The sequence below is a fragment of the Paraburkholderia aromaticivorans genome, assembly GCF_002278075.1.
GTDB classification, from domain to species: domain Bacteria; phylum Pseudomonadota; class Gammaproteobacteria; order Burkholderiales; family Burkholderiaceae; genus Paraburkholderia; species Paraburkholderia aromaticivorans.
Genome location: NZ_CP022989.1, coordinates 4050430 through 4077019 on the forward strand (window position 1 = coordinate 4050430; position 26590 = coordinate 4077019).

Consider the following 26590-nt stretch of genomic DNA (forward strand, 5'->3'; position numbering starts at 1 on the left):
AAGAGACTCCTTAGCGAAGGGATTTCACTATAGGCCCGCAAGCGCGCGCATTCAAGCAAACCGCCATTGAAAGTACTCATGACAGGCCGCGCTTAAATGGTAAAAGCGATGTGGTGGCGCGCCAGAACTGCTATGGCGCGATTGCGAACGCCGGCTGCGCGGCGGCCATTTCCTCGCGCGCGGGGCACTCGCCCATGATGTGTTTACCGTCGTCGGGATCGAGCATCTCGACCAGATAATCGACAAAGGCGCGCACGGCCGGCACCATCCCCTGCCGCGACACGAATACGGCGTACAACTGCGGCGTCGGAAAAGTCCAGCCGGGCATCACCGGCGACAATTGCCCGGCTCGCAACGCGGCGCCATACATCATCTCCGGCAACGCGGCGATACCGACGCCGCCGAGCACCGCTTCACGAATCGTCATCAGATCCGCGGTTACGAGGCGCGGCTCATGTTCGTGCGCATGCCGCGTGCCGTCCGGCGCGATCAGGTTGTAGACGTGGCGTCCGTCGCCGGTCGGCACGTCGAGCGTTTCGAAACGGCTCAGATCGGCCGGCAGCAACGGCGGCGCATTCTGTTGCAGCAGGCTCGGCGCGCCGACCAGCATCTGCTGCGTACGCCACAGCGGCCGCACCACGATATTGGCGTTCTCCGGCGGATCGGAGCGCACCCGCAGCGCGACGTCGACCGAATCCTCGAACAGATCGATCACGCGGTTCGTCACCCGCATCACGACCCGCACTTCCGGATAGCGATGCATGAACTCAGGCAGGATCTGCGACAGGATGGTTTGCGAAATCGTGACCGGCACGCTGACGCGCACCGTGCCGCGCGGCGACGAACGCAGTTGCTGAACGACGTTGACGGCGGCCTGCGCTTCGCTGAGCATCGCCTGACAATGCTGGTAGAACAGTTGCCCGGCTTCGGTCAGCGCCAGCTTGCGCGTGGATCGCTGCAGCAGACGCACGCCGAGCGACGCTTCCAACTCGGTCAAGCGGCGCGACAGGCGCGACTTGGAAATGCCCAGCACGCGCTCGGCGGCGGAAAAACCGCCATGTTCGACGACCTGCGAAAAATACATCAGGTCGTTCAGATTGTGTGAATCGATCTTCATCTCATCGTTCCAGTAATAGAACAATCCATTGCGTGGGGGCGGCTGGCACCCCGGAAAACGGTCCCTATAATAGCTCCATGTTTCAAAAATAACGCTATTCCCCATTTTTTGAGGTGACTTTGATGAGCACGACCCGCACGATCGAACGCACGTTTCCCGCCGTTCGCACGACCGAGGGTGGCGGCTTTATCGTCCACCGCCCGTTTCCGACCCGCATGCTGATGGACTTCGATCCGTTCCTGCTGCTCGACGAAATGGGCCCGATCGACTATGCGCCGGGCGAGGCCAAGGGCGCGCCCGACCATCCGCATCGCGGCTTCGAAACCGTCACTTACGTGCTCGAGGGCCAGTTCGGCCACAAGGATTCGGCCGGGCATTCCGGCACCCTGCACGCCGGCGACGTGCAGTGGATGACCGCGGGCGCGGGCGTCGTGCACAGCGAAATGCCGGACCCGTCGTTCGTCCGCACCGGCGGGCGCGTGCACGGCTTGCAGCTATGGGTGAATCTGCCGCGCCGCGACAAGATGATCGCGCCACGCTACCAGGAAATGCCGTCGTCGAGCATTCCGGTGGCGGCGTCCGCAGACGGCAAGGTGCGCGTCAAGGTGATCGCCGGCGAAGCGCTCGGCGTCAAGGCGGCGATCGAAACCCGCACGCCGATTCTGTATCAGCATTTCTCGCTGCAACCGGGCGCAACGATCCGGCAGCCGGTGCCCGCCGACTATCGCGTGTTTGCATACAGCCTGTCCGGCAGCGGTTTCTACGGTGAAGGCGAAGCACGCCAGGAAATCGGCGCGCAGAAGATGATCGTGTTCCAGAACGACGGCGACGCCGTCACGCTCACGGCCGGCGCGGACCCGCTCGAGGTGCTGTTGCTCGGCGGCGTGCCGCTCAAGGAGCCGGTGGTGCGCTACGGCCCGTTCGTGATGAATACGGAAGACGAGATCCGCCAGGCCGTCGTCGATTACCAGGCGGGGCGCATGGGCGCGATCACGCATTGAGTCGCGAGCGGCCCAAGCGCGCCGCCCGCGCGGCAGCCCAAGGCGCGAAGGCCGGCAAATTCGGTCACAATAGCGATTCAGGCCGCGCGCCGCGCCGTTCAGTCATGACGGGCAGCGGCGCGCGGCGATTTCCGTCCCTGTTCAGGAGCGCGCATGGCAGAGCCCACCGTCACCGCCCATATCGGTTCGACGAATTTCCAGGTCCTTTTCGACGACGGCAAGCACACATGGCTTGCCGACGAGCCCGAGTCGCTCGGCGGCGGTGATCGCGGGCCGACGCCCGTTTCGTTGTTGCTGTCGAGCCTCGGCGCGTGCACGTCGATCACGCTGAAGATGTACGCTCAGCGCAAGGAATGGCCGCTCGCCCACGTGCGCGTGACGCTCTCGCTCGAAACCGGCGACGCGGGCACGACCATCGATCGCCAGATCATGCTGGAAGGCGACCTGTCCGACGAGCAGCGGGAACGGCTCCTGCAAATTGCCAATCAGTGCCCGGTTCACAAGATCCTCACGCATTCGATCACGATCCGTTCGGGACTCGCCGTCGCTTGAACGCTTTCATAGGAAGCCGTCGTTTTGAATTTCGAACACCTTATCCAGATCAACGACCCGTTGAATCCGTTTGTCGAAGCGATGACCCGCGAGCAGTTGTGGGAGGGCCTCGTGCTGCGCGCCGAACAGCCGCAACTGTTCGTGATGGGGCTCGACAGCTGCACAATCCTTTCGCGCGACGGCAACGTGCTCGAGCGGGAACTGCACTACGGCCAGGCGACCGTACGCGATCGTGTCACGCTGGCTGAAAGCCAGAGCGTGCGCTACGACATTCTGCCGACCGCGGACTATGTCGGCGGCTCGCTGACCATGACCATCGAGCAACCGGACGAACTGCAGCTGTTTCTGCGCTTCGAGTACGCCACCACGTTGCCCGAATCGTCCGATCCCGACGCGCATCAGACGCAGGAGATCGTGAAGTCGGCGTATCGCGAAAATGATATCGATACTGTTCGGCTCATTCGCCAGTATGTGCAGGCGAAGCAGGAACCCGGTTCTCTGCATTGAATTTCGCGGGCGCCCTGCCCGCGCGCTTGCCATCGCACGCAAGGCCGCTTACCGACGCGGCGGCCTTTTGCCGTCGTCCTTTATCGCGCCACCTCCCCATCGTTTGACTATCGAAATTCAGATTCAATCAATTTCCCCAACTTGTAAATAGGAATAGTTATCATTTAGAATTGATCCATCGAATCGACCAACAGCTAAAACCAATGACCGATCCCACGCGCCCTTCGACACTCAGCCTGCGCCGCCCCGCGGCCGCGCTGACCAGCCGCCCGAAAGCTTCGACGACGGCGGCAACCGGCCAGAAGTCAGGCGTTGCGGATCGCGCCGGAGGTTCAGGCGAGACGTCGGAGCGGATCGTACGCAGCGACGCGCTGCTGCAAGGGCACAGTCACGTCAGCATCGTGCACAACGGCGAAACCTACCAGCTGCGTGCCACGCGGCTAGGCAAGCTGATCCTGACGAAGTAAGGACGAACAGAGGTAAGTACCGGGTATTGTGGGGACCACCTCCCAGAGAGGTGTTGGGCATTAGCCAGCCACGACGGCTTGCACGTGAGAACTAGACCCCTTCGTGCAGACACCAAGCCAGCCGTCGCAGCCAGCCAGGCCGCTTTTTTAGTCCTCACTCGATGCGGCGACGCGCAACGGCGTGCGCCGATCGTGCAGAAAATGAAAAAGCCGTGGAGATGACACCATCCCACGGCTTTTTGTTTGGCCCGGTACCGGCGACTGCATCGAATCGCGTCGCCGGACAATGCGTTACTTCGAAGCCCAACCCCAGAACATCAGCCACCATGCGCTGTCGACCACGGCCAGCGCCGCGACGAACCACACCATCGCGAGGCCGCGTTGAACCAAGCGCTCGCTATAGCGGCGCGTGACGAGCCAGGCGAGCCACGCGCTCCAGAGATTGGCGATGGCAAGAATCCCGATACGCAGGTCCGATGCCCACCACAACGACACATGTTCCGCGCGCAACAGCGAGAGCGTGGTAGCGGACAGGCCGAGGAACACGCCCGCGCCGGCGATCGGAATCAGCCCCTGCGTCAAATGATGCAGGCGCACGGCATTGAAGCGCCCCAGCATGCGCGTCGCGCCCATCAGCAGCGCCAGCAGCGCGGTGCCGTACACGAGCGCCGTGGCGAGGATGTAGCCGATCACCATCGTGCCGTCGAGCCACGAAAACACATCGTTCTGCTCGGGGTAATGCGTGAAGAGGAACCACGGCGCATTGGTGCTGAGCGGCCACGTGATGTCGTGATCGACCAGCCAGGTCGCGAAGAACATCTTCAGATCGACGAACCAGCGCGACGCGGTCCAGTGGAACGCGCCGATCGCAATGCCGAGCAGGCCGTACAGGATCAACGCGGTGTCCCACGGATTTGCCTGCTTGTCGCCCAACTGAACCACTTCCGACGACGGCGCGCGCCACGTCAACGCAATCGCGTCGCGATGCCCGCTGCAACGGCCGCACATATGGCACGCCGACGCGCCCTTCATATTGCGCAACGGCACGAGCGGCGCGCAATTGATCGGAATCACGCGGTGCCCATGCTCGCCGTTCTTGTACGACCGGCGCCATGCGTCCTCGTCGACCTTGTAGTGAAACGGCGCGAGCCGCGCCAGAAGCGAAAAGACCCCGTTGACGGGGCACAGATACTTGCACCAGACGCGCTTCTCGCGGCCGTAGAGCAGGCCGATGATCATCGCCGCGAAGGTCGAGCCGCCCAGCACCAGCAGCACGGCCTTCGGATACTGATAGACGCTCACCATCTGACCGTAGATGGTCGTGATGCCGAACGCGACGAACGGCCAGCCGCCCCAGCGCATCCAGTGCGGAATCGCCCAGCCTCGGCCGTATTTGCTGGCGAATTCGGCGAGTGCGCCTTCAGGACACAGCACGCCGCACCAGACACGGCCGAGCATGACCATCGAAAGCAGCACGAACGGCCACCAGATACCCCAGAAGACGAACTGCGCCGCCAGCGTGAGGTTGTTCCACAAGTGCGCCGTGTCGTCCGGCAGCGGCATCACCGCCGGCACCAGAATCAGAAGCGCATACACGGCCACCACGACCCACTGAATGCCGCGAATCGCGGCGCCGTGACGCTGCATCCACTGCCCGGCCGCCGCGAGGCGGCCCGGGCGGGTCATCACGGTGCTCATGCCGTGCGCCCGGCGGCTTGCTGCACCGGCTTGCGATTCGCCCGGCGCACGAGCAGATAGACCACCGCCCAGTAGACGGCGTACGCAACCAGATTCATCAGCGCCGGATGCGCGCGGTAACCGGTGAGCGTCGCGACCAGCGAACCGAAGGTGCTCGAGTCATCGAGAATCGTCGACGAATTCCACATCTGGTCGACGAGCGTCGGCAGGATTTCCTTGTCGATCAGCTTGTCCACACCGGTCTGGAACAGGCCAGCGCCGAGGAACAACAGCATGATTTCAGTGACGCGGAAAAAGAGTCGCCACGAGAAGAACTTGCCGCCCAATTGCAGCACGTAAAACGTGAGGAGAGCGAGAGCAAGGCCGATCACCACCGCGAGCATCTGGCTGCCGTCCACGTGACCGGATTGGCCGAAGCCGAGGCCATACAGGAAGATCACCGTTTCGCTGCCTTCGCGCGCGATCGCCAGCGCCACCAGCAACGCGACGCCCCACCAGTTCGAATCGCGCTGGCTCTTTTGCAGCGACTGCTCCATGTCACGCTTGAGCGAGCGGCCATGCTGCTTCATCCACAGCACCATTTGCACGATCAGCACGCAGGCGATCAGCACCATCGCGATCTGGAAGTAATCCTGCGCGTCGCCGGAGAGCACTTCGGTGAAACCGACCAGCGCCGCGCCGAGCGCCACCGCCGCGATCAATCCTGCCGCCACGCCGCCCCACAGGTACGGCAAACCGCGGCGCGCATCGTCGTCGCCATTCTTCAGCCACGCGTACAGAATGCCGACGACCAGCAGCGCCTCGACACTTTCCCGCCATACGACGAACAGAATCTGACCCATCCAAGCTCTCCTTCTACCCTTCTACTGCCCTGGCGAACGCACGAACCGTCGACGGCCTGCGCTCGCGCCCAAGCCCTACTTCGCGACGATCACACCCTGCGCCTGCTGGTGAAAATCGTCGAAAAACTTGTATTCGCCCGGCTCCAGCGGCGCGATCACGACGAACGAATCCGCGCCCGGCGCCAACACCTTCTCTTTGCGCAGCTGAACGCTTTCGAATTCGGCCGCACCCTTGCCGGTGTTGCGCACTTCGATCTTGATACGCTGCCCCGCCGGCACCTCGATGCGCGCCGGAGTCAGCTTGCCGTCGTTCATTTCCAGCTTGAAGGTCGGCAAGTCGGCTGCGTGGGCGGCGCCCGCCAGCAAAAGCGTGGTGGCGAGGGTTGCGATCTTTCGGTTAATTCTCATTAGCCTTTCCGGAAAACGTGGCGCGGTGGGGTTCATCGACGACGCGCCGCCTGCTGCATTGGATCATTCAGCCATTCAACCGCGTGTGGCCACGCGTTCAAGCGTGGTCACACAGGGCGATGCGCGGCGCTTAGTAGCCGCCCTTCTTGCCGATGCCTGCGTAAGTGAAGTCGTATTCGAGCGTGATCGGCTTGAACCACGGACCCACTCCGGTTTCCTTGTCGACGTGGCGGCCGAAAGCCATATGGCCCGTTTGCATCGGCGCTTCGACGATCATCTTCAGGTGATACTTGCCCGGGCCTTGCAGTTTGACGTTATCGCCGTAGTGCGGGCCGTCGTTGGCGACCATCGCCATCATGTCGCCCTTTTGCGTCTGGTTCGAACCGGCTTTCGTCAGCTCGTAGCGCACCTGCAGATACGGCATCCAGTCGCCTTCGGCGAAACCGGTCGGGTTGTTCTTGACCGCATGAATATCGGCTTCGAGGTGGATGTCCGAATCCGAGGCTTTACGCATCATGCCTTCGGGTTCCATTGTGATCGGCTGCAGATAGACCGCGCCGATTTCCATGCCGCCCTGAATCTGCTGCTTGCCGATCGGGTATTCCGCCGCCGTTGCCGAGAACGCCGCGACCGCGGCCACCGCTGCTGCGCCACCACGCACGAATGAAGAAATCCGCATTGAAACTCCTTGTTTTTATCAGACTGGAATCGAACCCATTGGAACAGTGCGTTACGCAGGCCTCGATGCAGCGGCCGCAGGCCTGAGCACCGCGGTCGATCCGAGGCGAGTCGCCATACGAACGTTAATGCGAACCATTCTCAATATTGGTTGAGTTTATCATCGATCGCGAGGGAGAACAATTCAGAACGCACGCAAAGCCCAATGGCAGCAGGGTCTTAAGGTGCTTTTAAGGAAGTGCGTGCCAATGAAGTGACGCGCTAACGGACGAGTGCGGGCAGCGGTCGACAGGGTGCGACGCGCCGCCGCACCCTTCACTGAAAAGACGATTTAATCGACGCCGGATACGTGATCGCCGACATTCGCGCCGAACACACGCTGGCGCAGCAAGGCAAGCTGGTCGCGCGTCTGCGCGGCCTTTTCGAACTCCAGGTTCTTGGCGTGCTCCATCATCTGCTTTTCGAGACGCTTGAGTTCCTTGGCGAGCTGCTTCTCGGACATGTCCTCGAATTTCGCGCGGGTCTGCTGTTCCTTCAATTCGGCGCGCGCGTCGTCGACGTTGTACACGCCGTCGATAATGTCGCGAATGCGCTTGACCACCCCGCGCGGCGTAATGCCGTTCTCCAGGTTGAAGGCGATCTGTTTGTTGCGCCGCCGCTCGGTTTCGTCGATGGCGCGGCGCATCGAGTCGGTGACCCTGTCCGCGTAGAGAATCGCCTTGCCGTTCACGTTACGCGCCGCCCGGCCGATGGTCTGGATCAGCGAGCGCTCGGCGCGCAAAAAGCCTTCCTTGTCCGCGTCGAGAATCGCGACCAGCGACACTTCCGGGATATCCAGCCCTTCGCGCAAGAGGTTGATCCCGACCAGCACGTCGAAGGTGCCCAGCCGCAGATCGCGGATGATTTCGACGCGCTCCACCGTATCGATGTCGCTGTGCAGATAGCGCACCTTGACGCCGTGATCGGCCAGGAACTCGGTCAACTGCTCGGCCATGCGCTTGGTCAGCACGGTCACCAGCACACGGTCACCCACCTTGACGCGCTCATTGATCTCGCCCAGCACGTCGTCGACCTGGCTGCGCGCCGGCCGCACCTCGATTTCCGGATCGACAAGCCCCGTGGGACGCACCAGTTGCTCCGCCACCTGCCCGGCCGTTTTCTGCTCGTAGTCGGCCGGCGTGGCCGAGACGAACACCACCTGACGCATCTTGCGTTCGAACTCGTTGAATTTGAGCGGCCGGTTATCGAGCGCCGACGGCAGGCGGAAACCGTAGTCGACCAGATTCTCTTTACGTGCCCGGTCGCCGTTGTACATGCCGTTCAACTGCCCGATCAGCACGTGCGATTCGTCGAGCATCATGATGGCGTCCGACGGCAGGTAATCGACCAGCGTAGGCGGCGGTTCACCCGGCGCCGCGCCCGAAAAGTGCCGCGAGTAGTTCTCGATGCCCTTGCAGAAGCCGAGTTCCTGCAGCATTTCCAGATCGAAGCGCGTGCGCTGTTCGAGCCGCTGCGCTTCAACCAGCTTTCCGCCGCTATAGAAGAATTCGAGCCGTTCGCGCAGTTCGCTCTTGATCGTTTCGACCGCGCGCACCACGGTATCGCGCGGCGTCACATAGTGCGACGACGGATACACCGTGAAACGCGGAATCTTCTGGCGCACCCGTCCGGTGAGCGGATCGAACAGTTGCAGCGTTTCGACTTCGTCGTCGAACAGTTCGACGCGCACCGCCATCTCCGCATGCTCGGCAGGGAAGATATCGATCGTGTCGCCGCGCACGCGAAACGAGCCGCGCTGGAAGTCGGCTTCGTTGCGGTTGTACTGCATCGCAATCAGGCGCGCGATGATGTCGCGCTGGCCCAGCTTGTCGCCCGTGCGCAGCGTGAGAATCATCTGGTGGTATTCGGACGGATTGCCGATACCGTAAATCGCCGACACCGTCGCCACGATCACCACGTCGCGCCGCTCCATCAGGCTCTTGGTGGCCGACAGCCGCATCTGCTCGATGTGCTCGTTGATCGACGAGTCCTTTTCGATGAACAGGTCGCGCTGCGGCACATACGCTTCCGGCTGGTAATAGTCATAGTACGAGACGAAGTACTCGACCGCATTGCGCGGGAAAAACTCGCGAAACTCCGAATAAAGCTGCGCGGCGAGTGTCTTGTTGGGCGCGAACACGATAGCCGGGCGGCCGAGCCGCGCGATCGTGTTGGCCATCGTGAAGGTCTTGCCCGAGCCGGTCACGCCCAGCAACGTCTGGAACGCGAGGCCGTCCTCGACGCCTTCGACGAGCGTGTCGATCGCCGTGGGCTGATCTCCGGCGGGCGGATACGGCTGGTAAAGCTGGAACGGCGAGCCTTCGAAACGGACGAATTTGGATTCGTCGAGCGTATCTTCAGCTTCAGTCAGATGTTGTTCGGACATGTGGGGCGGCACCGGGCCTTGGGGCAAAGAACTATTCTAACGGGTTGCGGGAATCGAAGATCGAGCGGGTCTGCGCAGGCTTTTTGAGGTTCGCGCGGGTAGGTTCGCGGGTAGGTTCGCGTGTGACGGTGCGGCCCTTTGGAGCAATCCGAGGGCATTGGCGCAGGGCCGCCGGACAATGGGGACGACCCATTGCTCCCTCGGCTGCGCGCCTGCTGACCGCCTTCTCCCTGCGGCTTCCTAAAACTGGCCGCTCTCGCCACGTGGCGCCGGAGTGCCTGTTTTTCAAGCAAAAAATCGCCCCGTTTGGCTTTGCCGGCCAAAAAATGGTCGCGAATTCGTTACAATGCGAAGCTGCACTCGCTCGCCGCCATCCGTAGTCCGTTTGTGCCCTGCGCCGGACGTTTCTGCTGGCCCGGCCGGCCGCGATCGAAGCCGTTCACTTTTCACTACTGCTGCCCACCCATCATGTCTCTGTTCTCCGCAGTCGAACTTGCTCCCCGCGACCCGATTCTGGGCCTGAACGAAGCCTTCAACGCCGATACGCGCACCACCAAGGTCAACCTTGGCGTCGGCGTGTATTTCAACGAAGAAGGCAAGATTCCGCTGCTGCGCGCCGTGCGCGACGCAGAAAAGGCCCGCGTCGACGCCGCGCTGCCGCGCGGGTATCTGCCGATCGAAGGCATCGCCGCTTACGACGCCGCCGTGCAGAAACTGCTGCTTGGCAACGATTCGCCACTGATCGCAGCAGGCCGCGTCGTGACGGCGCAGGCGCTGGGCGGCACGGGCGCGTTGAAGATCGGCGCGGACTTCCTGAAACGCCTGAACCCCAACGCCAAGGTCGCGATCAGCGATCCGAGCTGGGAAAACCACCGCGCGCTGTTCGAAAGCGCAGGCTTCGAAGTCGTGTCGTATCCGTACTACGACGCGCACACCCACGGCGTGAATTTCGACGCCATGTTGAGCGCGCTGAACAGCTACGCCGCCGGCACGATCGTCGTGCTGCATGCGTGCTGCCACAACCCGACGGGCGTGGACCTCAACGTCGAACAATGGAAGCAGGTCGTCGAAGTCGTCAAGGCACGCAATCTGGTGCCCTTCCTCGACATCGCCTACCAGGGTTTCGGCGACAACATCGAAGCGGACGCTGCGGCCGTGCGCCTGTTCGCCGCGTCGGAGCTGAACGTGTTCGTGTCGTCGTCGTTCTCGAAGTCGTTCTCGCTGTATGGCGAGCGCGTCGGCGCCCTGTCGATCATCACGGCGAGCAAGGAAGAAGCCGCGCGCGTGCTGTCGCAACTCAAGCGCGTGATCCGCACAAACTATTCGAATCCGCCGACGCACGGCGGCTCGGTGGTGGCGGCCGTGCTCGCGTCGCCGGAACTGCGCGCCACGTGGGAAACGGAACTGGCGGAAATGCGCGATCGGATTCGCGCCATGCGCAACGGTTTGGTCGAACGCCTGAAGGCTAGCGGCGTGGATCGTGACTTCAGCTTCGTCAACGCGCAACGCGGCATGTTCTCGTACTCGGGTCTGACGGCGCCGCAGGTGGACCGCCTGCGCGAAGAGTTCGGCATCTACGCCGTGAGCACGGGTCGCATCTGCGTGGCTGCGCTGAATACGCGCAACCTCGACGCGGTGGCCAACGCGATCGCCCACGTGTTGAAGTAAAGCATCGAGGAGCGCGGGCGGGCATTGCACGCGCTCTGCGGGAATCTGCTTGTGAAAACGGCGCTCTTTCGGGCGCCGTTTCTTTGTGACCAGACTACCCGCTAGTTGCCGCTCGAACCAGGCCGTTTCCGGCGCATCGAAAATTCCCGCTGCGTTGACGGATATCTTCTTCCGTCAACGCCTTCCAGGCCCGCGGCCCTTCAGCGCGAATCCCGATGGATATCGTGCGTGACAAAGCCTGCGTCGTTGTTCGGCATGTCGAGCCAATCCGGCTGCGCGAGCGAACGGCGAATGTCCTCCAGGCCGCTTTGCCAGTGTTCACGCATGGTCGACAGGCCAAACTGGAAGTCCTTGAAATGCCCTTCGTATTCCTTCTCACGGTAGATGAGATGAATCACGTTGTAGCGCTTCGAACACGACAGATCTTCCGCGAGTTTGCACCACGGATCGTCACGCTGGTCTGACGGTACGCGTTCCAGCACCTCGCGCAAGACGTGCCGGAAACGCTGCGACCGTTGCAGCATGTCGGTCACGAGACGCGTGCGACTCGAATACTGGATGTCCTTCATGCGCCCCTGGACGTCGGTAATGTTATCCGGCACCGGCCCGATCGCGCTCCAGAGGTCGACCTGGAACGCGAGCGTGTCACGGCGCGGCGTGGTCTGGATCACCTCATAGAGCGGCGTGTTCGACATCAATCCGCCATCCCAGTAAAACTGGCCGTCGATCTCGACCGCCGCAAAGCCTGGCGGCAGCGCACCAGAGGCCATGAAGTGCTCGGGCCTCAAGGTCGTATGCGTGTTGTCGAAGTACGCAAAATTCCCCGAGCCGCAATTGACCGCCCCCACCGAGACGCGCATTTCGCGCGAGTTGATCCGGTCGAAATCGCAAAGCGCTTCGAGCGTGGCCTTCAGCGGCGTGGTGTCGTAGTAACTGGCCTGTTGTGGCGGCCCGGACACCGTGGGCAACGGCGGCGGGAAGCGAGGCACGAAAAAGCCCTTTTGCCCTTCGACGATGGCGCCCATTGCCTGCGTTGCCGTAAACGCCTTGCGCACGGCTTCGCTCGAGTTGAAAAGCGCGTGCTCGATAAACGCTGGCAACGGCGGCCCGAAAGCCGGCTGGCAGATCGTCTCCCAGAATTGCAACAGCCGTTCGACGCGCTTCTCCGGCGGATTGCCGGCAATGATGGCCGTGTTCAGCGCGCCGATCGAAATGCCGGCCAGCCAGTTCGGCTCGATGCCGGCTTCGTGAAGCCCCTGGAAGACACCGGCCTGATAGGCGCCCAACGCGCCGCCACCCTGGAGCATCAAGGCAACGGTTTCGTAGTCAGGCAGATGGACGTGCCGGCCCGGGTGCGCGGCCGGCGCCGGACCGGCGCCCTCGCCTTCCCCGTCGCCGGGCGCAGCGACGCGCGCCCGCTTGAGATTGCGTTGCGCCATGGTGCCTCCTTATTGCATATACCAGCCGTGACTCACAATAAAGGACTGTCCGGTGAGCGCCGCCGTCGGGAAGGTCGACAGGAACAGCACCGTCTGTGCGACGTCCTCCACCGTAGTGAAGATGCCGTCGACCGTGCCGCCCAGCATGACGCGCTTGACCACCTCTTCCTCGCTGATGCCGAGCTCCTTGGCCTGCTCCGGAATCTGCTTGTCGACGAGCGGCGTACGGACGAAACCCGGACACACCACATGCGAGCGCACGTTGTGCTTCGCGCCTTCCTTCGCAAGCACACGCGAGAGGCCCAGCAGTGCGTGCTTGGCCGTCACATAAGCCGATTTGAGCGGCGACGCTTCGTGCGAATGGACCGAGCCCATGTAGATCACGATGCCGCCGCGGTCGTCTTTGTACATGTGCTTGAGCGCTGCCTTGGTGGTCAGGAAGGCGCCGTCCACGTGGATCGCCTGCATTTTCTTCCAGTCCGAAAACGAGTAGTTTTCGATCGGATTGACGATCTGAATGCCGGCGTTGGAAATGAGAATATCGACCGAACCGAGTTCCGCCGCGACCTTGTCGATGCCCTGGTTGACGGCGTCTTCATTCGTGACGTCCATCGCCACGCCGATTGCCTTGCCGCCGCCCTTCTTGATTTCTTCAGCGACAGCATTCGCCCCGTCCTGGTTCAGGTCGGCGATCGCGACAGCCGCGCCCGCTGCGGAAAGCGTCAGCGCAATCTGCTTGCCGATGCCGCTTGCCGCACCGGTCACCACCGCGACTTTGCCATTCAGATTTGTGTTCAGTGAAGACATCCAGAACCTCCATGCAGTTAGTGAGCAATGAGACCACGGGCCGCGGGCGGCGTGAAGTCAGCCGGACGGCCTAGGCCGTTCGGCCGAATGCTGCACTGCGGCCAACGCTGCTATTGTGCATGAACCGTGTGAACTCCATCGGTAAAAAGCGTATTGCAACTTATCTCTTTAAACTGGACGTTTTCCGAGGGATTCCGGTGGCATCACCAACAAGGAGGAATGCATGAATTATCGACGTCTGGGCCGTTCCGGCCTGCAAGTCAGCGAACTGTCCATCGGCTCGTGGGTCACCTACGGCAATCAGGTGGACAACCGCGCGGCGCGCGAATCGCTTGCGGCCGCACGTGACGCGGGAGTCAACTTCTTCGACAACGCCGAGGTGTATGCGGGTGGCAAATCCGAAGAAATCATGGGCCAGGCGCTCAAGGAACTGGCGTGGCCGCGCGTGAGCTATGTGGTGTCGACGAAATTCTTCTGGGGACTCGCGGAAGCGCCCAACCAGTACCACACTCTGAACCGCAAATATCTGCTGAACGCGATCGACGCGTCACTCAAACGACTGCAACTCGACTATGTCGATCTGGTGTTCTGTCATCGCCCGGACCCGAACACGCCGGTGGAAGAAACCGTCTGGGCCATGAGCGACATGATCACTCGCGGCAAGGCGCTGTACTGGGGCACGTCCGAATGGAGCGCCGATGAAATCCGCGCCGCTTATGACATCGCGCAACGGCATCATCTGCACAAGCCGGTCATGGAGCAGCCGCAGTACAACCTGTTCCACCGCAACCGCGTCGAGCAGGAATACAAACGGCTTTACGAGGATATCGGCCTCGGCCTGACCACCTGGAGCCCGCTTGCGTCCGGTCTGCTGACCGGCAAATACCGCGACGGCGTACCGGCCGACAGCCGCGCGCAACTGCAAGGCTACGACTGGCTGCGCAAGCAGGTCACCGACGCAGGCAAGAACGACGTGGTCGGCAGGCTCGGCGAAGTGGCGGACGAGTTGGGCTGCACGGTCGGTCAGCTCGCCATTGGCTGGATTCTGAAGAACCCCAATGTCAGCACGGTGATTACGGGTGCGTCGCGGGTCGAACAGATCGCCGAAAACATGAAGTCCGCCGAGGTGGCCGAGCGGATCACGCCGGAATTCAAGGAGCGAATCGAGGAAATTGTCGGCGACGCGCACGACTGAGCGGGCCGGCAACTGAACGCGTAACATGGCCCCGGTGGATTGCGGCCAGGGCCATGTTACGCGAGTTACTCGAGGCGCTCGCGGCAAAGCGCCGGTGCGTGGCGCGGCGTCGCGTACAATACGCGACCGCGCCGCACTCCGGCACCGTATGTCCGTCGTGCAGCCGGCGTTGTGTAGGCCACGTTGTGCTGCCCCGCGTTGTGCGGCCCGCATACGTCGTGCAGCCAGCCGCATTGCATCCGCAGCGCCGATTCCGCCCTGGAGCGGCATGCCCTCTTTCAGCGTTTCCTCATCATGCTCAGCTACCGCCACGCCTTTCATGCAGGCAATCACGCCGACGTTCTGAAACACGCCGTCGTGTTGCAGCTCCTGCGCTATCTCGGCCAGAAGGACAAATCCTACTGGTATATCGACACGCATGCTGGCGCCGGCGTCTATTCGCTGAAGGAAGGCTACGCGACCAAAACCGGCGAGTTCCAGACCGGCATCGCCAGATTGTGGGAGCGCAACGATCTGCCGCCCATGTTCGCCGACTACGTCGACGAAGTGAGCGCGCTCAATCCGGACGGCCAGTTGCGCTTCTATCCGGGCTCGCCGTATATCGCCTGGCGGCAGATGCGTGAACAGGACCGCATGCGTCTGTTCGAACTGCACACCACCGAAATCGACGTATTGCGCCACAATTTCCGCGACGCCGGCCGCCGCGCCATGCTGTATGCAGGCGACGGTTTCGAAGGCATTCTGGCCTTGCTGCCGCCGGCGCCGCGCCGCGCGCTGGTGCTGCTCGATCCGTCGTATGAGGACAAACGCGACTACACGCGCACGTTGCGCTGCGTCGAAGAAAGTCTGAAGCGCTTTCCGACCGGCACATACGCCATCTGGTATCCGCAGGTGAGGCGCCCCGAGTCGCAGCGCTTCCCCGATCAGTTGAAGAAGCTGCAGGAGCGTAACTGGCTGCACGTGAGCCTGACGATCAGCAACCCGCCTGCCGACGGTTTCGGACTCTTCGGCAGCGGCATGTTCATCCTGAACCCGCCCTACACGCTGGCAAAAACGCTGAAAGACCAGATGCCCTGGCTCGTCAAGGCGCTCGGCGAAGACAAAGCCGCACAGTTCAAGGTCGAGTATCGCGGCGACTGAGTTGGCCGGCCCGGCTGCCACCGCAGGTGGCTACCGGGCCGGGGGAAGCTTGCCGGCGGCCACTTGCAAGAGCGCGCGCGAGCGGGCACCCGGTCAGTCCCGCCTATTTGAGCTGCGCCGCGGCCTTGTGGGCGAAGTCGTTGGTATAGGTCGCGTTCAGGTCGATCTTTTTCGGGTCGAGCCGGTTGTCGAACGAGGACAACGCGCGTAACGAGGTCGCCGGGCCGTCGGCGGGCATCAGACCATCCGGCGAATAGGCGTCGCGCACGTTGTGAAAAGCCTCCACGTAAAGCGCCGGGTCGTTGAGCAGATAGGCGGGCGGCACCATCTTCAGCAGATCCGCATCGCTCGCGCTCTGCAGCCAATGATCCGCGCGCACGATTGCATTGGCGAGCGCCTGGGTGGTCTTCGGATATTTCTGGATGAAACTGTCCGATGCATACAGCGTCGCCGCCGGCATCGTCCCGCCGAACACCTCTTGCGTGCCCTTCACCGTGCGCGTATCGACCAGCACTTTGATCGCGCCGCTGCGGGCCAGTTTGGTCATCATCGGATCGACGTTGGAGAGCGCGTCGATCTGCCCGCCGCTCACCGCCGCGAGCACCGAGGCGCCGCTGCCCACGCCGATCGCCGAAATCTCGTTGCGCTGTACGCCGGCCTTGCGCAAAGCTACCGTGAGCACGAGATCCGTCGACGAACCCGGCGCGCTCACGCCGACTTTCGCGCCTTTGAAGTCCGCCATCGTCTTGATCTGATCCGCCTTCGATTTCAGCACCGCGACAACGATTTGCGGCGCGCGCCCCATCACCGCGAACGCCCGGTAGTGCTGCCCTTTCTCCTGCATGAACAGCGTGTGCTCGTACGCGCCCGCGCCTACGTCGGCGCTACCGCCCACTACCGCTTCCAGCGCTTTCGACCCGCCCGCGAAGTCCTCGAGGGTGACGTCGAGCCCTTCATCCTTGAAGTAGCCCAGTTGCTGCGCGACGAGTACCGGCAGATAGTAAAGACCCGGCAGACCGCCGACTGCCATCGTCAGCGCGGGCTTTTCCGGTGTGTCTTTGGCGAGCGCGGCGCCGGGCAGCGCGGCGAGCGCAAGCAGCGTTACACAGGCGCTGGCGGCCTGTCGCATCCAGTGAGTGGGCATTCGATGTCTCCTTGTTCTGTTTTTCGTTCGGTGCGGTGGCGGCCGCGCTGATGCGTGGCCTGAATCGCCGGCGAGAGACCGCGCGATGATTGTCGTCGGATGGTTTCGCCCGCGCCATGCGCCCAAACCCCAATGGCGCGCGCCATCGCGGCTCGTCAGGCGCGCAAAACGCTGGCGGGACCCGCGAGCGTTAAACGGCGGCTACGGCATAGCCGCTCAGCGAGGCGTCAAAGGAGAGAGAGAAGAACTGCCGGAAGAGTCGCGCCGTGGGCGCTTATTGCGCACGAGGCACGGGATGAGGCTGTGGCCGCGGTGGCGTGGTCCCGCCCGCGGGTCCCACGGGCAACTGGATATAAGGCGCAACAACGAACGGAATCGATGAATTCGGCGCCAGTTCGGCCGGCGCCGTAATGGGCTGCGCTTCGACGATTGGCTGGCGTGAAAGCGGCGCCGTCTGGAGCACAGTTCCGCTCTGGCCGTCGCTGATACCGTTCTGCGAGTCGAGGATCACCGGCTTGCGCGCGCCGGTCGATGCGGCGGAAGCGCTCGACACGGCAAAAACCGTTGTTAGCGAGGCTGCCATGGTCAAGACCAGGACGGATTGGAGCGAGCGGAAAGATGGCATGAGCGGACCGGTTGAGTGTAAGAAGCCGGGTTGCGCAGAAAACGCTTTACCTTACCGCGACGGTCGCCGCGAAGCTAGTCGATATTCGCCACGAGTAGTCTGCGGGCGCCGCTTTGCCACGAATTTCGAGGCCCAGATGTGACAAAGCCCCGCATAGACGGGGCTCAACACTTTTACCGCCGTGACCGCGCAAATGGTGCAGTCGGATCACGCTTGATGCATTTGAAACTTACAGCGAGTAGCCGCCGGTTTCGAGCGAACGGATGCGCTGTTCGAGTTGGACGATGTCCGAGGACGACGCCAGATACTCTTCACGACGGGTGCGTTCAGCAGTTTCAAACCAGGTGCTCAGCTTTTCAAGTACGTATGCAAACATGATGTTCTCCAAGGATCAGATTGTATCCCCGGTGGATTGGGCATCAGGGATTTCCCGTAAAAGGGTTAACCCGGATTATAGACCGATAGTGCAACCTTGCTAGTGAAATGCCCGCATGACGTGCATTCCGTTTTGGAATGGTGCACGAACGTGGTGTGCGTAAGTGATTGATTTCGCGGAATTCAGCTTAGAATTTTTGCGATGTGTGATGTTACCCCATATTTAGACGCACAATATTGGTGCAAAACGCCCGAGAGTTGCTCCGGGATCGTCCTGTCGGGTTGCACCCGCCGCCACAACGCGTCAAATCGGATGACAACCCTGCCCGGAAACCAGATCAGTATCGGCGAGCCGCTCGATAATCGGACAATCGGGGCGATCATCCCCGTGGCAATGGTCAGCCAGGTGTGCCAATGTGTCGCGCATGTCGGTTAGCTCGGCAATGCGGCGGTCCAACTCGGCAACGTGTTCCAGCGCGATTTTCTTCACTTCGACGCTGGCGCGGGAGCGATCGTGCCACAACGCCAGCAGCCGTCGAATATCCTCGACGAGAAAACCGAGCCGGCGCGCCTGGCGGATGAACCGCAACGAATGAACCTCCTGCGGACCGTACACGCGATAGCCCGCGCTCGTGCGCGCTTTTGCCGCCAGCAAGCCGACGCTTTCGTAGTAGCGAATCATTTTCGCCGTGACGCCCGACGCGCGGGCCGCTTCGCCGATATTCATAGCCGTTTCCCCAAGGTGGACAACAATCGTACACCTTCCCATGATGGGAAGGTCGTCACTCAATTGCGGATCGACAGGCATAATTCAACTAGCTTCAACTAGCGCCCTATCCATTTTTCGAGGCAATCCCAATGACGATCGAACTCCAGGTTGAAGGCATGAGCTGCCAGCATTGCGTGGCGGCGGTCACGAACGCAATCCGCGAACACGATGAAGCCGCACAAGTCCAGGTGGATCTGGCTTCCGGGCGCGTGACGGTCGAATCGGCGCAACCGGCTGAGACGCTGAAGGCCGCCATCGACGAAGCCGGCTACACAGTGACGAACGTGGCAAGTCGTCCTGCAACGAGCGCGTCCGGCGCAGTCCGTTAAGCGAGTGCACGGCATGTTCAAAGTTGCCCTCATCGGTGCCTCCGGGCTGCTCGGTCGCGCACTCGCAGACGAACTGGCGCAGCAGCCCGGCTGGCAGGTCGTGGCTACAGCGTTCAGTCGGCCGGCGCCTGGCAAGGTCGCGCTGGATATTCGCGACGCGCGGGCGGTCGAGCAGTTTGTCGAGCGCGAAGCGCCCAACGCGCTCGTGATTGCCGCGGCGGAGCGCCGTCCGGATGTGTGCGAGCATGATCCCGCGCTGGCCCGCGCGCTGAATGTCGATGCGGTGCGCACCCTTGCCGCGGCCGCGAACCGGTGTGGCGCATGGACGCTGTCGATCTCCACCGATTACGTGTTCGACGGCACCCACCCGCCCTATCAGCACGATTCCGTGCCCGCGCCGCTCAATGCCTACGGGCACAGCAAGCTCGAAGGCGAGCGCGCGCTGGTTGAATCGACCGATCTGGGCTGCGTCCTGCGCCTGCCGCTGCTGTACGGGCCGATCATCAGTTGGGCGGAGTCGGCCGTGACGAGTCTGGTGCCGGCGATCGCCGCGTCGGCGGCGCCCACCGGCCGACCCGCCGTCATGGACGCGTGGGCGATCCGTTATCCCACCTTCACGCCGGACGTTGCGCTCGTGATCCGGCAGATGCTCGAACGGCATGCGCGTGGCGACGCGATTCGCGGCATCGTGCAATGGTCCGGCGACGAACCGATGAACAAGTACGAGATCGCCGTGCGTCTCGCCGAAGCACTGCAACTCGACGCGCACCTGATCCCGCAACGCACGCCGGCCGATGCCACACCGCGCCCGCATAACTGCCACCTGGCTTCGACCCGGCTGGAGGCGCTCGGGATCGGTCGCCGCACACCGTTCGATACGGCGATTCGGCAAGTGTTAACCGCGTTCCCGTGGCGCGGAGACGCACCGGCGTAGAACGTCCCGTCCCGCGGATAGCCACGCTGGCCAGCGCAAGTCGTCCGCGTTGCGATGTACGCGACACGCGGGCACGATGGCCAGACGTCGCACTGGCGCGCTTGCCCACGGCAAGCCGGCCTCAATGAAAATCGCGGCTCGCCGTAGCCAGCTCGCCGAGCCATTCGCTGTGGTCCTCGAGGCGATGCGCGACGAGATGGATCACCTCGCCCTTGTGCTTCTGTTTCGCCTGGCCGGCCTGATTCGCGTCAACGTCATGGCCGGCAAGGTTGCCTCCGGTGGCCACGCCGTCGTCGCGTTGCAAAACGCCGTACACCGCCAGCAACGACGCGCCCAGCAAAACCTTGCGTTGCTTTTCCACCAGCGACGGCCAGACGATCACATTGATCGAACCGGTCTCGTCTTCGATGGAAACGAACACCGTGCCGTTTGCCGTGCCTGGCCGCTGCCGCACGGTGACGATGCCGCACGCCCGCGCTAGCGTGCCATGCTGACAGGCGGCGAGTTCGGCGGCCGTGCGAAAACGCTGTCGCGCAAGACGCGCGCGCAACAGTGCGAGCGGATGACGATTGAGCGTGAGGCCGAGGCTCGCATAGTCGTCGACGATTTCGCGGCTTTCGGCCGCTTGCGGCAACGCCAACGGCGCTTCGGCGATCGGCGCGTCGCGCAGCAATTTGGGCACCGTGTGCTGCGCCGTCACGGCCCACCACGCTTCGCGCCGATGTCCCGCGATACTGACCAAAGCGTTCGCCGCGGCAAGTGCTTCGAGATCGCGCCGCGTCAAGGCGGCGCGGCGCCCCAGGTCGTCGACATCGGTAAACTGCGCCTCGTGGCGAGCCGCCATGATGCGTTCGGCGGCACCCTGCGCCAACCCCTTGATCAGATGCATGCCGATGCGCACGGCGGGTCCGCGCGCGCCATAGGTATTCGACGGTTGAAACACGCGAGCCCTCAATCGCTGTGCAGCACGCCGGATCGTCCTGCTCACCGTCAGGCGCCGCAGCGAAAGATCGCGCAATTGCTGCGCCGATAGTACGGTCTGCTGACGATGCAAACAGGTTGCGTCCGATGAGATCCGCTGCCCTTCATGATCGCGCCTCTCGAATGTCGATTCCCAATCGCTCAAGGACACGTCGGGCGGCAATACCTTGACGCCGTGGCGCTTCGCGTCCTGAACCAGTTGCGACGGCGAATAGAACCCCAGCGGCTGACTGTTCAGCAAACCCGCCAGAAAAGCAGCCGGTTCGTAGCGCTTCAACCACGCGCTGAGATAGACGAGCAACGCGAAACTCGCCGCATGGCTCTCCGGAAAACCATACTCGCCGAAGCCTTCGATCTGTTTGCAGATACGCTCGATGAACGCCGGTTCATAGCCACGCTTGAGCATCCGCTCGTTCAAATCCTTCTGATACTTCGCAAGATTTCCGCTGCGCCGCCATGCGGCCATGGCACGCCGCAACTGATCGGCCTGCTCACCGGTATATTCCGCCGCAACCATCGCCAGATGCATGACCTGTTCCTGGAAAATCGGCACGCCGAGCGTGCGTTCGAGCACGGGACGCAGTTCATCCTTCGCGTAGTCGACCGGTTCGAGGCCCTGCTTGCGGCGCAGATAGGGATGCACCATGCCGCCCTGAATCGGCCCGGGCCGCACGATCGCCACTTCGATCACGAGATCGTAGTATTTGTTGGGTTTCAGGCGCGGCAGCATGCTTTGCTGCGCACGCGATTCGATCTGGAATACGCCGATCGTATCGGCATGGCCGCACATTTCGTAGACGGCCCGATCCTCGCGCGGAATATCCTGCACCCGAAACTTCGGAAACCCGCGCCTCAATGCGACGAACTCCAACGCGCGCCGGATCGCCGATAACATACCGAGCGCCAGCACGTCGACTTTCAGCAATTTGAGCGCGTCGATATCGTCCTTGTCCCATTCGATCACGCTGCGGTCTTTCATCGTCGCGTTTTCGATCGGCACGAGCCGCGACAGCTTGTCTTTCGCGATCACAAACCCGCCGACGTGCTGCGACAGATGACGCGGAACGCTGCGCAATTCGCCGGTGAGGCGAATCAGATTCCGGGTGATGTGCGAGTTGGCGTCGAAGCCCGCTTCGGCGAGATATCTGGCAACCGCATCCGTGCCGTCCCACCATTGTTGCGACTTGCTGATCCGCTCGATCAGCGACGCCTCAAGACCCAACGCCTTGCCCACATCCTTTAGCGCACTGCGCGCGTGATACGTAATCAGCGATGCAGTGAGCGCCGCCCGATGACGGCCATACTTCGTGTAGATATATTGGATCACCTCCTCGCGCCGCTGATGCTCGAAGTCCACATCGATATCGGGCGGTTCGTTGCGCGCGCGCGAGATGAATCGTTCGATCAGCATGTTCATATGCACCGGATCGATTTCCGTTACATGCAGGCAATAGCAAACGATCGAATTCGCCGCCGAACCTCGCCCCTGACAGAGAATGTTTCTTGAGCGTGCGAAGTTCACGATATCGTGCACCGTCAGAAAATACTTTTCGTATTTCAGATCGGCGATCAGCCCCAATTCCTTTTCGATCTGACCGATTCGCTTCAGGTCCATGCCTTTGGGCCAGCGCTCCATCGCGCCGGCCATGACCAGCTTGCGCAGATAACTCGATGGCGATTCGCCGGCGGGCACCAGTTCTTCGGGATACTCATACTTGAGTTCGTCTAACGAGAAGCGGCATAGCGCAGCGATACGCAGTGTTTCTTCCAACGTATCGCGCGGATACAGTTTGCCGAGTCGTACGCGCGTACGCATGTGGCGCTCCGCATTCGCCTCGAGCGCGTGACCGCACGCCGATAGCGGCGTGACGAGGCCGATGGCCGTCATCGTGTCCTGCAAAGGCTTGCGCGATCGGGCATGCATGAGAACGCCACCTGCCGCGACCAGCGGCAAACCGCTCGCTTTGGAAATCATGCGCAAGGCGTCGATCTGAAGATCGTCGCTGCCTGTTTGCCAGAGTTCGAGCGCGATCCACGCACGTTGTGCAGCGAATGATGCGAGCCAATGCGCGCAACGCAGCGTATGCGAGAGCGTCGCCGCGCGCTGCGGCACGAGCATCAGCACGCAATCGGGCAACGTCTTCAGATGCGCCAGATGGGGCAAGGAATCGGTAAAGTCGGACGGACCGAGGCGATAACTGCCCTTGTCAGCGCGGGATCGGGCCAGTGTAATCAGTTCGGAAAGATTGCCGTAACCGTTACGGTTGGTTGCCAGCGCAACCAGGGTGCAGAAGGGTTCACCGGTTTCGTCGGTCAGATTGAGTTCGCTGCCGATGATTAGATGAGGGAGTGGTTTTAATGCTTCGGCCTCCTCCGTTTCCTCGATTTGACGTTGTGTAGGTCCGGTTTTCGTCGCGTCGTCCAAAGGCGCTTTCGATTGCGCCGCTTTTGCCTTATCCTCGCGCTCTTTCTGCTGACGGCCCCGCTCCTCCTTGATTTCCTTTAACGCCGTATGGGCTCGAACGACGCCTGCCAGCGAGCATTCATCGGTGATCGCGAGCGCGCTATAGCCGCGCGACATCGCCTGTTCGACGAGTTCATAAGGATGCGAAGCGCCACGCAGAAAAGAGAAATTAGTCAGGCAATGCAACTCCGCGTACGCCGGCAAATGGGTGGCGAGTGCCTGCTGCGCAAGGAACGATGGCTGGGATAGGGGCATGATGCTCAGCCGAACAAACCCTGCAGATACCACTCGCCACTCAGACGTTCGCGGTATACCCAGAACATATGGCCGCGATCATCCGCCGCGACGTAGTAGTCCCGCTCGACGCGGTCGCCGTCCCACCACCCTGCCTCGATCCGTTCGGTACGCGTGAGCATTTTCAGCGGCCGGCGATAGATCGGCCGCTGCTCGCGCATCATCAGGCGTAGCGGCTTATCGAGCATCCAGAGCGGGCGAGGCTGAGAAGGTAATGCGCTGTCGGGTAGGTCGAGGGAGGCCTGTGCGTTGCCGGCTTGCGATGCGAATGTATGGATGCTTTTGGCGTCATTCGTTGTGGATGGGCGTTGGGTGGCCTGGGTGGCCACCTCGCCATCTTCATGACCGTCCTTCGCAGCCGCGTGCCGCAACTCATCGGTCAGCCAGGTTTTGTCCGCCTTGGTTTTCGGCCGGGACTTCGCCGGCGAGCGCTTCTTACTCGAAAACGCTTGCGCCTGGTAAGCTTCGACGCGCATGGCCCGCTCGGGGCGATGATCGTCCTGCACCGACATCTGCAGCACATTCTCCGGCCCCAACCGCGCGCTCAAGCGTTCGAGCAGGCGCGCAATCGAATCGCCGTCCGATTCGGGCATGGGAAACAAGGTGTCCGACTGTCCGACATATTCGCTGATCTGATCCGCCACCAGCTTCAACTCGATAACCGGTGCCGCCAGCACGGTCTGATTCAACTTCTCCCGCAGCAACCAGATCAGATGCTCGGCATCACGCGACGGTATGGCCCATGCGACCTTCAGACTCGATGTCTTCGGCGCATGACGGGATGCCAATTCATGCTCGAGAAGCAACGTGTAACCGCTGAGCGCCGCATGATGCGCGCTCAGCCAGCCGGCCAGCTGCACGATCAGCCGACGCGCGGCGAACAGCAAGGCATCCGCGTTATCGACCCGCGAAGGTAACTCCAGTTGCGCGTGGAACGACGCCGGCGCGCGAAACGACTCGCGTGGATCCGGACGCGTGCCATACATCTGCGCCAGCAGATCCAGAATGCCGTTGCCGAAACGTCGCACGATACCCGAGCGTGGCAACTGCCGCAAATCGGCCAGCGTCGCGCAACCGATATGCGAAAGCGCATCGCGATGCGCCTGCGTGACCGGCAGCAGCGATACGGATAAGCCATCCAGCACACGCTCGAGTGAAGTCTCCTTCACCACATGCCAGCGATGCCCTTGCTGAACGCAGCGCGCCTGTGCCAACAGCCACGCTCCCCAGGCGGTCGGCGCGCAGGCGATGCGCGCCGTATAGCCGAATTCCGCCACCGTGGCAGACACCCGCGACAACAAAGCGCGCAAGCCGCCGAACAGCCTCAAACCGGAGCCGACTTCCAGCAACAGGGTGTGCGCGTCGGCAAGAGATACTTTCGGCGTGTACATCAGCAATGCAAGCGCGATCGATTCGAACGACTGAGTTTCGCGAGCGGGATCGGCGGCGAGCAGTTCAAGCTCCGGCGCCAATGCCAAGGCGTACGAACGCGAATGACCCGCCTGCACACCGGCGTGCAAGGCGTCGAGATCCGGCATCACGATATGCGCATGATCCGCTAGCGCGTAACAACGCCTCTCACCGATGTCGGCATCGTGAAGTTGGCCTGCCTCGTCGCGCGGCTCACGCCGATTCGGCTTCGCGAGCGAACCATCCGGGAGCGGCGCGAGAGGCTTCACCGCTTCCAGTGGCAAGAGTGGTAATGTGACTGCGATCCACAACATGTTTGATCTTTAGTCCTTGATGGCTGCCGACCCGGTTTTCCGGCAACAAAACGCTTTGCAAAGGCAAAACGAGCTGAAGAGGCTCAGCTAGCGGCGGCCCGCGGCGCTTGAAGATGTCGATCGACAAACCGATCTCTTGTAGCCATTGACGACGGTTGATCGTCTGCGCATTGGCCGGCAAGAGCGGCTCGCAGATCATTCGCAATGGTGCTGGGGAAGATTGCCTGGCTGCCTCGACAGGCCGGATCGCAAATGCCAGCGATGCCGACTCCTGAGCCGCCACTTGCAGGCGCCGAACCTTGTCGGCGCGCGCATTCGGCAGCCAAACCACGACCGCCCCGATGCCATCTTGTTTCAAAGCCTGAGCGGCGGCCCACAGGGCCTGGTCTTCACCCGTACGCACCCATAAGACTCGATCGACATCAATACCCCAAGCCTTCAACGCGGCGGCGCATGGTTGATACGGAGGCGCCACGAGCATGACATGCCGCTCGGCTTGCTTCGTCAGATGACAAAGCGCATGGGATAGCAGACGTACTTCACCCACGCCACCATGTTCGATCAATAATTCCGTCAACCCGCCGGCCGACCAGCCTTGCCCTGGCAACAACTGATCCAGCGCGGCATAACCGCTGGAAACCACGCGCAAGTCTGCCCCGGCAAGTTCGTTGCCCTTCCACACCTGACGCCGCAATTGGGCGGACAGCGCGGTCGTCGCCAGCTGAATCGCTGCTGCCATAGACACGCTCTTGAATAGGGAATGCTCCGCCCTGCCCAGCATCGAGCAAGCATGAGTCGACGATTTTCACTGTATATTTATACAGTATTTTGAGATGGATGTTAAGGCCGCAGAAGGAACGCGATGTGCGTGGAAATGGCTTGAGGGGTGGATGAATTGTTTTTTTGGGGGGCGGCTTTAGATTCGCTGGAAAGAGCTATTTTTGCTTCAGCTGGGGCTGGTTTGGAAGGATGGAGTTGCGTATGCCCCCGAGACAACCCTAGGACAA

At 62.1% G+C, this 26590-nt stretch carries 24 protein-coding genes; 9 read left to right on the forward strand and 15 right to left on the reverse strand.

Features of this window, described 5'->3' with window-relative positions; all coding sequences use genetic code 11:
* Positions 1–130 precede the first annotated feature (130 nt).
* Positions 131–1117: a LysR family transcriptional regulator gene (locus CJU94_RS18190; protein ID WP_095419884.1), complete on the reverse strand. Its 987-nt coding sequence runs from the start codon at positions 1115–1117 to the stop codon at positions 131–133.
* A 122-nt stretch (positions 1118–1239) separates the two neighbouring features.
* On the opposite strand from CJU94_RS18190, the gene CJU94_RS18195 reads away from it, so the two are divergent.
* From CJU94_RS18195 to CJU94_RS18210, 4 genes are all read left to right on the forward strand, one after another.
* Entirely contained in the window at positions 1240–2118 is an 879-nt protein-coding gene (locus tag CJU94_RS18195) for a pirin family protein (protein ID WP_095419885.1), read from the forward strand.
* Positions 2119–2271: 153 nt separating this feature from the next.
* Positions 2272–2670: an OsmC family protein gene (locus CJU94_RS18200; RefSeq protein ID WP_095419886.1), complete on the forward strand. Its 399-nt coding sequence runs from the start codon at positions 2272–2274 to the stop codon at positions 2668–2670.
* Between the two features lie 24 nt (positions 2671–2694).
* Positions 2695–3177, forward strand: a complete 483-nt coding sequence (locus CJU94_RS18205) for an SRPBCC family protein (RefSeq protein WP_095419887.1) — start codon at positions 2695–2697, stop codon at positions 3175–3177.
* 203 nt (positions 3178–3380) lie between these two features.
* Positions 3381–3644, forward strand: coding sequence for a hemin uptake protein HemP (locus CJU94_RS18210; protein WP_095419888.1), 264 nt, complete (start codon positions 3381–3383; stop codon positions 3642–3644).
* 291 nt (positions 3645–3935) lie between these two features.
* On the opposite strand, the gene CJU94_RS18215 is transcribed toward CJU94_RS18210, so the two are convergent.
* The 5 genes from CJU94_RS18215 to uvrB all read right to left on the reverse strand — a co-directional run bounded on the left by CJU94_RS18215 (position 3936) and on the right by uvrB (position 9695).
* On the reverse strand, positions 3936–5342 hold the full coding sequence (locus CJU94_RS18215; RefSeq protein WP_095419889.1) for a 4Fe-4S binding protein: 1407 nt from the start codon (positions 5340–5342) through the stop codon (positions 3936–3938).
* Positions 5339–6184, reverse strand: a complete 846-nt coding sequence (locus tag CJU94_RS18220; RefSeq protein WP_095419890.1) for an FTR1 family iron permease — start codon at positions 6182–6184, stop codon at positions 5339–5341. The genes CJU94_RS18215 and CJU94_RS18220 overlap by 4 nt, the downstream gene beginning before the upstream one ends.
* Before the next feature lie 75 nt (positions 6185–6259).
* Positions 6260–6592: a cupredoxin domain-containing protein gene (locus tag CJU94_RS18225; RefSeq protein WP_095419891.1), complete on the reverse strand. Its 333-nt coding sequence runs from the start codon at positions 6590–6592 to the stop codon at positions 6260–6262.
* A 130-nt stretch (positions 6593–6722) separates the two neighbouring features.
* The gene (locus CJU94_RS18230) at positions 6723–7271 is read right to left on the reverse strand and encodes an iron transporter (RefSeq protein ID WP_095419892.1); all 549 of its coding nucleotides are present in this window, start codon (positions 7269–7271) and stop codon (positions 6723–6725) included.
* 330 nt (positions 7272–7601) lie between these two features.
* The gene (uvrB, locus tag CJU94_RS18235) at positions 7602–9695 is read right to left on the reverse strand and encodes an excinuclease ABC subunit UvrB (RefSeq protein WP_095419893.1); all 2094 of its coding nucleotides are present in this window, start codon (positions 9693–9695) and stop codon (positions 7602–7604) included.
* A 468-nt stretch (positions 9696–10163) separates the two neighbouring features.
* Between uvrB and CJU94_RS18240 the strand changes: the two genes are divergently transcribed.
* Positions 10164–11363 carry an amino acid aminotransferase gene (locus CJU94_RS18240; RefSeq protein ID WP_095419894.1) on the forward strand — a complete coding sequence of 400 codons (1200 nt, stop codon included), beginning with the start codon at positions 10164–10166 and terminating at the stop codon, positions 11361–11363.
* 200 nt (positions 11364–11563) lie between these two features.
* Here CJU94_RS18240 and CJU94_RS18245 read toward each other — a convergent pair whose 3' ends face one another.
* Together CJU94_RS18245 and CJU94_RS18250 are read right to left on the reverse strand one after the other, a co-directional pair.
* Positions 11564–12802 (reverse strand): DUF3734 domain-containing protein, encoded by a 1239-nt coding sequence (locus CJU94_RS18245; RefSeq protein ID WP_095419895.1) that lies wholly within the window; start codon positions 12800–12802, stop codon positions 11564–11566.
* Positions 12803–12811: 9 nt separating this feature from the next.
* Positions 12812–13609 (reverse strand): 3-hydroxybutyrate dehydrogenase, encoded by a 798-nt coding sequence (locus CJU94_RS18250; protein WP_091795673.1) that lies wholly within the window; start codon positions 13607–13609, stop codon positions 12812–12814.
* A gap of 223 nt (positions 13610–13832) precedes the next feature.
* Here CJU94_RS18250 and CJU94_RS18255 point away from each other — a divergent pair, with 223 nt between their 5' ends.
* Both CJU94_RS18255 and CJU94_RS18260 read left to right on the forward strand, forming a co-directional pair.
* Positions 13833–14804 (forward strand): potassium channel beta subunit family protein, encoded by a 972-nt coding sequence (locus CJU94_RS18255; protein WP_095419896.1) that lies wholly within the window; start codon positions 13833–13835, stop codon positions 14802–14804.
* Between the two features lie 294 nt (positions 14805–15098).
* Complete coding sequence (locus CJU94_RS18260) at positions 15099–15944, forward strand: 23S rRNA (adenine(2030)-N(6))-methyltransferase RlmJ (RefSeq protein ID WP_095419897.1); 846 nt, start codon at positions 15099–15101, stop codon at positions 15942–15944.
* A gap of 103 nt (positions 15945–16047) precedes the next feature.
* On the opposite strand, the gene CJU94_RS18265 is transcribed toward CJU94_RS18260, so the two are convergent.
* The 4 genes from CJU94_RS18265 to cueR form a co-directional block, all read right to left on the reverse strand.
* A complete protein-coding gene (locus CJU94_RS18265; protein ID WP_095419898.1) occupies positions 16048–17088 on the reverse strand; it encodes an ABC transporter substrate-binding protein in 1041 nt (346 codons plus the stop codon).
* Between the two features lie 274 nt (positions 17089–17362).
* On the reverse strand, positions 17363–17713 hold the full coding sequence (locus tag CJU94_RS18270) for a hypothetical protein (RefSeq protein WP_095419899.1): 351 nt from the start codon (positions 17711–17713) through the stop codon (positions 17363–17365).
* 229 nt (positions 17714–17942) lie between these two features.
* Positions 17943–18089 carry a DUF3563 family protein gene (locus CJU94_RS18275; protein ID WP_091795685.1) on the reverse strand — a complete coding sequence of 49 codons (147 nt, stop codon included), beginning with the start codon at positions 18087–18089 and terminating at the stop codon, positions 17943–17945.
* 303 nt (positions 18090–18392) lie between these two features.
* Entirely contained in the window at positions 18393–18815 is a 423-nt protein-coding gene (gene cueR, locus CJU94_RS18280) for a Cu(I)-responsive transcriptional regulator (protein WP_095419900.1), read from the reverse strand.
* A 131-nt stretch (positions 18816–18946) separates the two neighbouring features.
* Here cueR and CJU94_RS18285 point away from each other — a divergent pair, with 131 nt between their 5' ends.
* Positions 18947–19186: a heavy-metal-associated domain-containing protein gene (locus CJU94_RS18285; protein ID WP_095419901.1), complete on the forward strand. Its 240-nt coding sequence runs from the start codon at positions 18947–18949 to the stop codon at positions 19184–19186.
* Between the two features lie 13 nt (positions 19187–19199).
* Positions 19200–20120 (forward strand): dTDP-4-dehydrorhamnose reductase family protein, encoded by a 921-nt coding sequence (locus tag CJU94_RS18290; protein ID WP_095420428.1) that lies wholly within the window; start codon positions 19200–19202, stop codon positions 20118–20120.
* A gap of 121 nt (positions 20121–20241) precedes the next feature.
* On the opposite strand, the gene CJU94_RS18295 is transcribed toward CJU94_RS18290, so the two are convergent.
* Genes CJU94_RS18295 through imuA form a run of 3 tightly spaced genes read right to left on the reverse strand, consistent with a single transcriptional unit; the run spans position 20242 to position 26322 of the window.
* Positions 20242–23820: an error-prone DNA polymerase gene (locus CJU94_RS18295; protein ID WP_095419902.1), complete on the reverse strand. Its 3579-nt coding sequence runs from the start codon at positions 23818–23820 to the stop codon at positions 20242–20244.
* Positions 23821–23825: 5 nt separating this feature from the next.
* The gene (locus CJU94_RS18300) at positions 23826–25583 is read right to left on the reverse strand and encodes a Y-family DNA polymerase (protein WP_095419903.1); all 1758 of its coding nucleotides are present in this window, start codon (positions 25581–25583) and stop codon (positions 23826–23828) included.
* Positions 25483–26322 carry a translesion DNA synthesis-associated protein ImuA gene (gene imuA, locus CJU94_RS18305; protein ID WP_095420429.1) on the reverse strand — a complete coding sequence of 280 codons (840 nt, stop codon included), beginning with the start codon at positions 26320–26322 and terminating at the stop codon, positions 25483–25485. The genes CJU94_RS18300 and imuA overlap by 101 nt, the downstream gene beginning before the upstream one ends.
* Positions 26323–26590 lie beyond the last annotated feature (268 nt).

Coding starts and splice junctions, on each gene's coding strand:
- CJU94_RS18215 (WP_095419889.1), bottom strand. CDS start 5,342: ATGAGCACCGTGATGACCCGCCCGGGCCGCCTCGCGGCGGCCGGGCAG.
- CJU94_RS18295 (WP_095419902.1), bottom strand. CDS start 23,820: ATGCCCCTATCCCAGCCATCGTTCCTTGCGCAGCAGGCACTCGCCACC.
- CJU94_RS18210 (WP_095419888.1), top strand. CDS start 3,381: ATGACCGATCCCACGCGCCCTTCGACACTCAGCCTGCGCCGCCCCGCG.
- cueR (WP_095419900.1), bottom strand. CDS start 18,815: ATGAATATCGGCGAAGCGGCCCGCGCGTCGGGCGTCACGGCGAAAATG.
- CJU94_RS18195 (WP_095419885.1), top strand. CDS start 1,240: ATGAGCACGACCCGCACGATCGAACGCACGTTTCCCGCCGTTCGCACG.
- CJU94_RS18300 (WP_095419903.1), bottom strand. CDS start 25,583: ATGTTGTGGATCGCAGTCACATTACCACTCTTGCCACTGGAAGCGGTG.
- CJU94_RS18200 (WP_095419886.1), top strand. CDS start 2,272: ATGGCAGAGCCCACCGTCACCGCCCATATCGGTTCGACGAATTTCCAG.
- CJU94_RS18260 (WP_095419897.1), top strand. CDS start 15,099: ATGCTCAGCTACCGCCACGCCTTTCATGCAGGCAATCACGCCGACGTT.
- CJU94_RS18285 (WP_095419901.1), top strand. CDS start 18,947: ATGACGATCGAACTCCAGGTTGAAGGCATGAGCTGCCAGCATTGCGTG.
- uvrB (WP_095419893.1), bottom strand. CDS start 9,695: ATGTCCGAACAACATCTGACTGAAGCTGAAGATACGCTCGACGAATCC.
- CJU94_RS18290 (WP_095420428.1), top strand. CDS start 19,200: ATGTTCAAAGTTGCCCTCATCGGTGCCTCCGGGCTGCTCGGTCGCGCA.
- CJU94_RS18220 (WP_095419890.1), bottom strand. CDS start 6,184: ATGGGTCAGATTCTGTTCGTCGTATGGCGGGAAAGTGTCGAGGCGCTG.
- CJU94_RS18225 (WP_095419891.1), bottom strand. CDS start 6,592: ATGAGAATTAACCGAAAGATCGCAACCCTCGCCACCACGCTTTTGCTG.
- CJU94_RS18190 (WP_095419884.1), bottom strand. CDS start 1,117: ATGAAGATCGATTCACACAATCTGAACGACCTGATGTATTTTTCGCAG.
- CJU94_RS18255 (WP_095419896.1), top strand. CDS start 13,833: ATGAATTATCGACGTCTGGGCCGTTCCGGCCTGCAAGTCAGCGAACTG.
- CJU94_RS18250 (WP_091795673.1), bottom strand. CDS start 13,609: ATGTCTTCACTGAACACAAATCTGAATGGCAAAGTCGCGGTGGTGACC.
- CJU94_RS18270 (WP_095419899.1), bottom strand. CDS start 17,713: ATGCCATCTTTCCGCTCGCTCCAATCCGTCCTGGTCTTGACCATGGCA.
- CJU94_RS18230 (WP_095419892.1), bottom strand. CDS start 7,271: ATGCGGATTTCTTCATTCGTGCGTGGTGGCGCAGCAGCGGTGGCCGCG.
- CJU94_RS18275 (WP_091795685.1), bottom strand. CDS start 18,089: ATGTTTGCATACGTACTTGAAAAGCTGAGCACCTGGTTTGAAACTGCT.
- CJU94_RS18265 (WP_095419898.1), bottom strand. CDS start 17,088: ATGCCCACTCACTGGATGCGACAGGCCGCCAGCGCCTGTGTAACGCTG.
- CJU94_RS18240 (WP_095419894.1), top strand. CDS start 10,164: ATGTCTCTGTTCTCCGCAGTCGAACTTGCTCCCCGCGACCCGATTCTG.
- CJU94_RS18245 (WP_095419895.1), bottom strand. CDS start 12,802: ATGGCGCAACGCAATCTCAAGCGGGCGCGCGTCGCTGCGCCCGGCGAC.
- imuA (WP_095420429.1), bottom strand. CDS start 26,322: ATGGCAGCAGCGATTCAGCTGGCGACGACCGCGCTGTCCGCCCAATTG.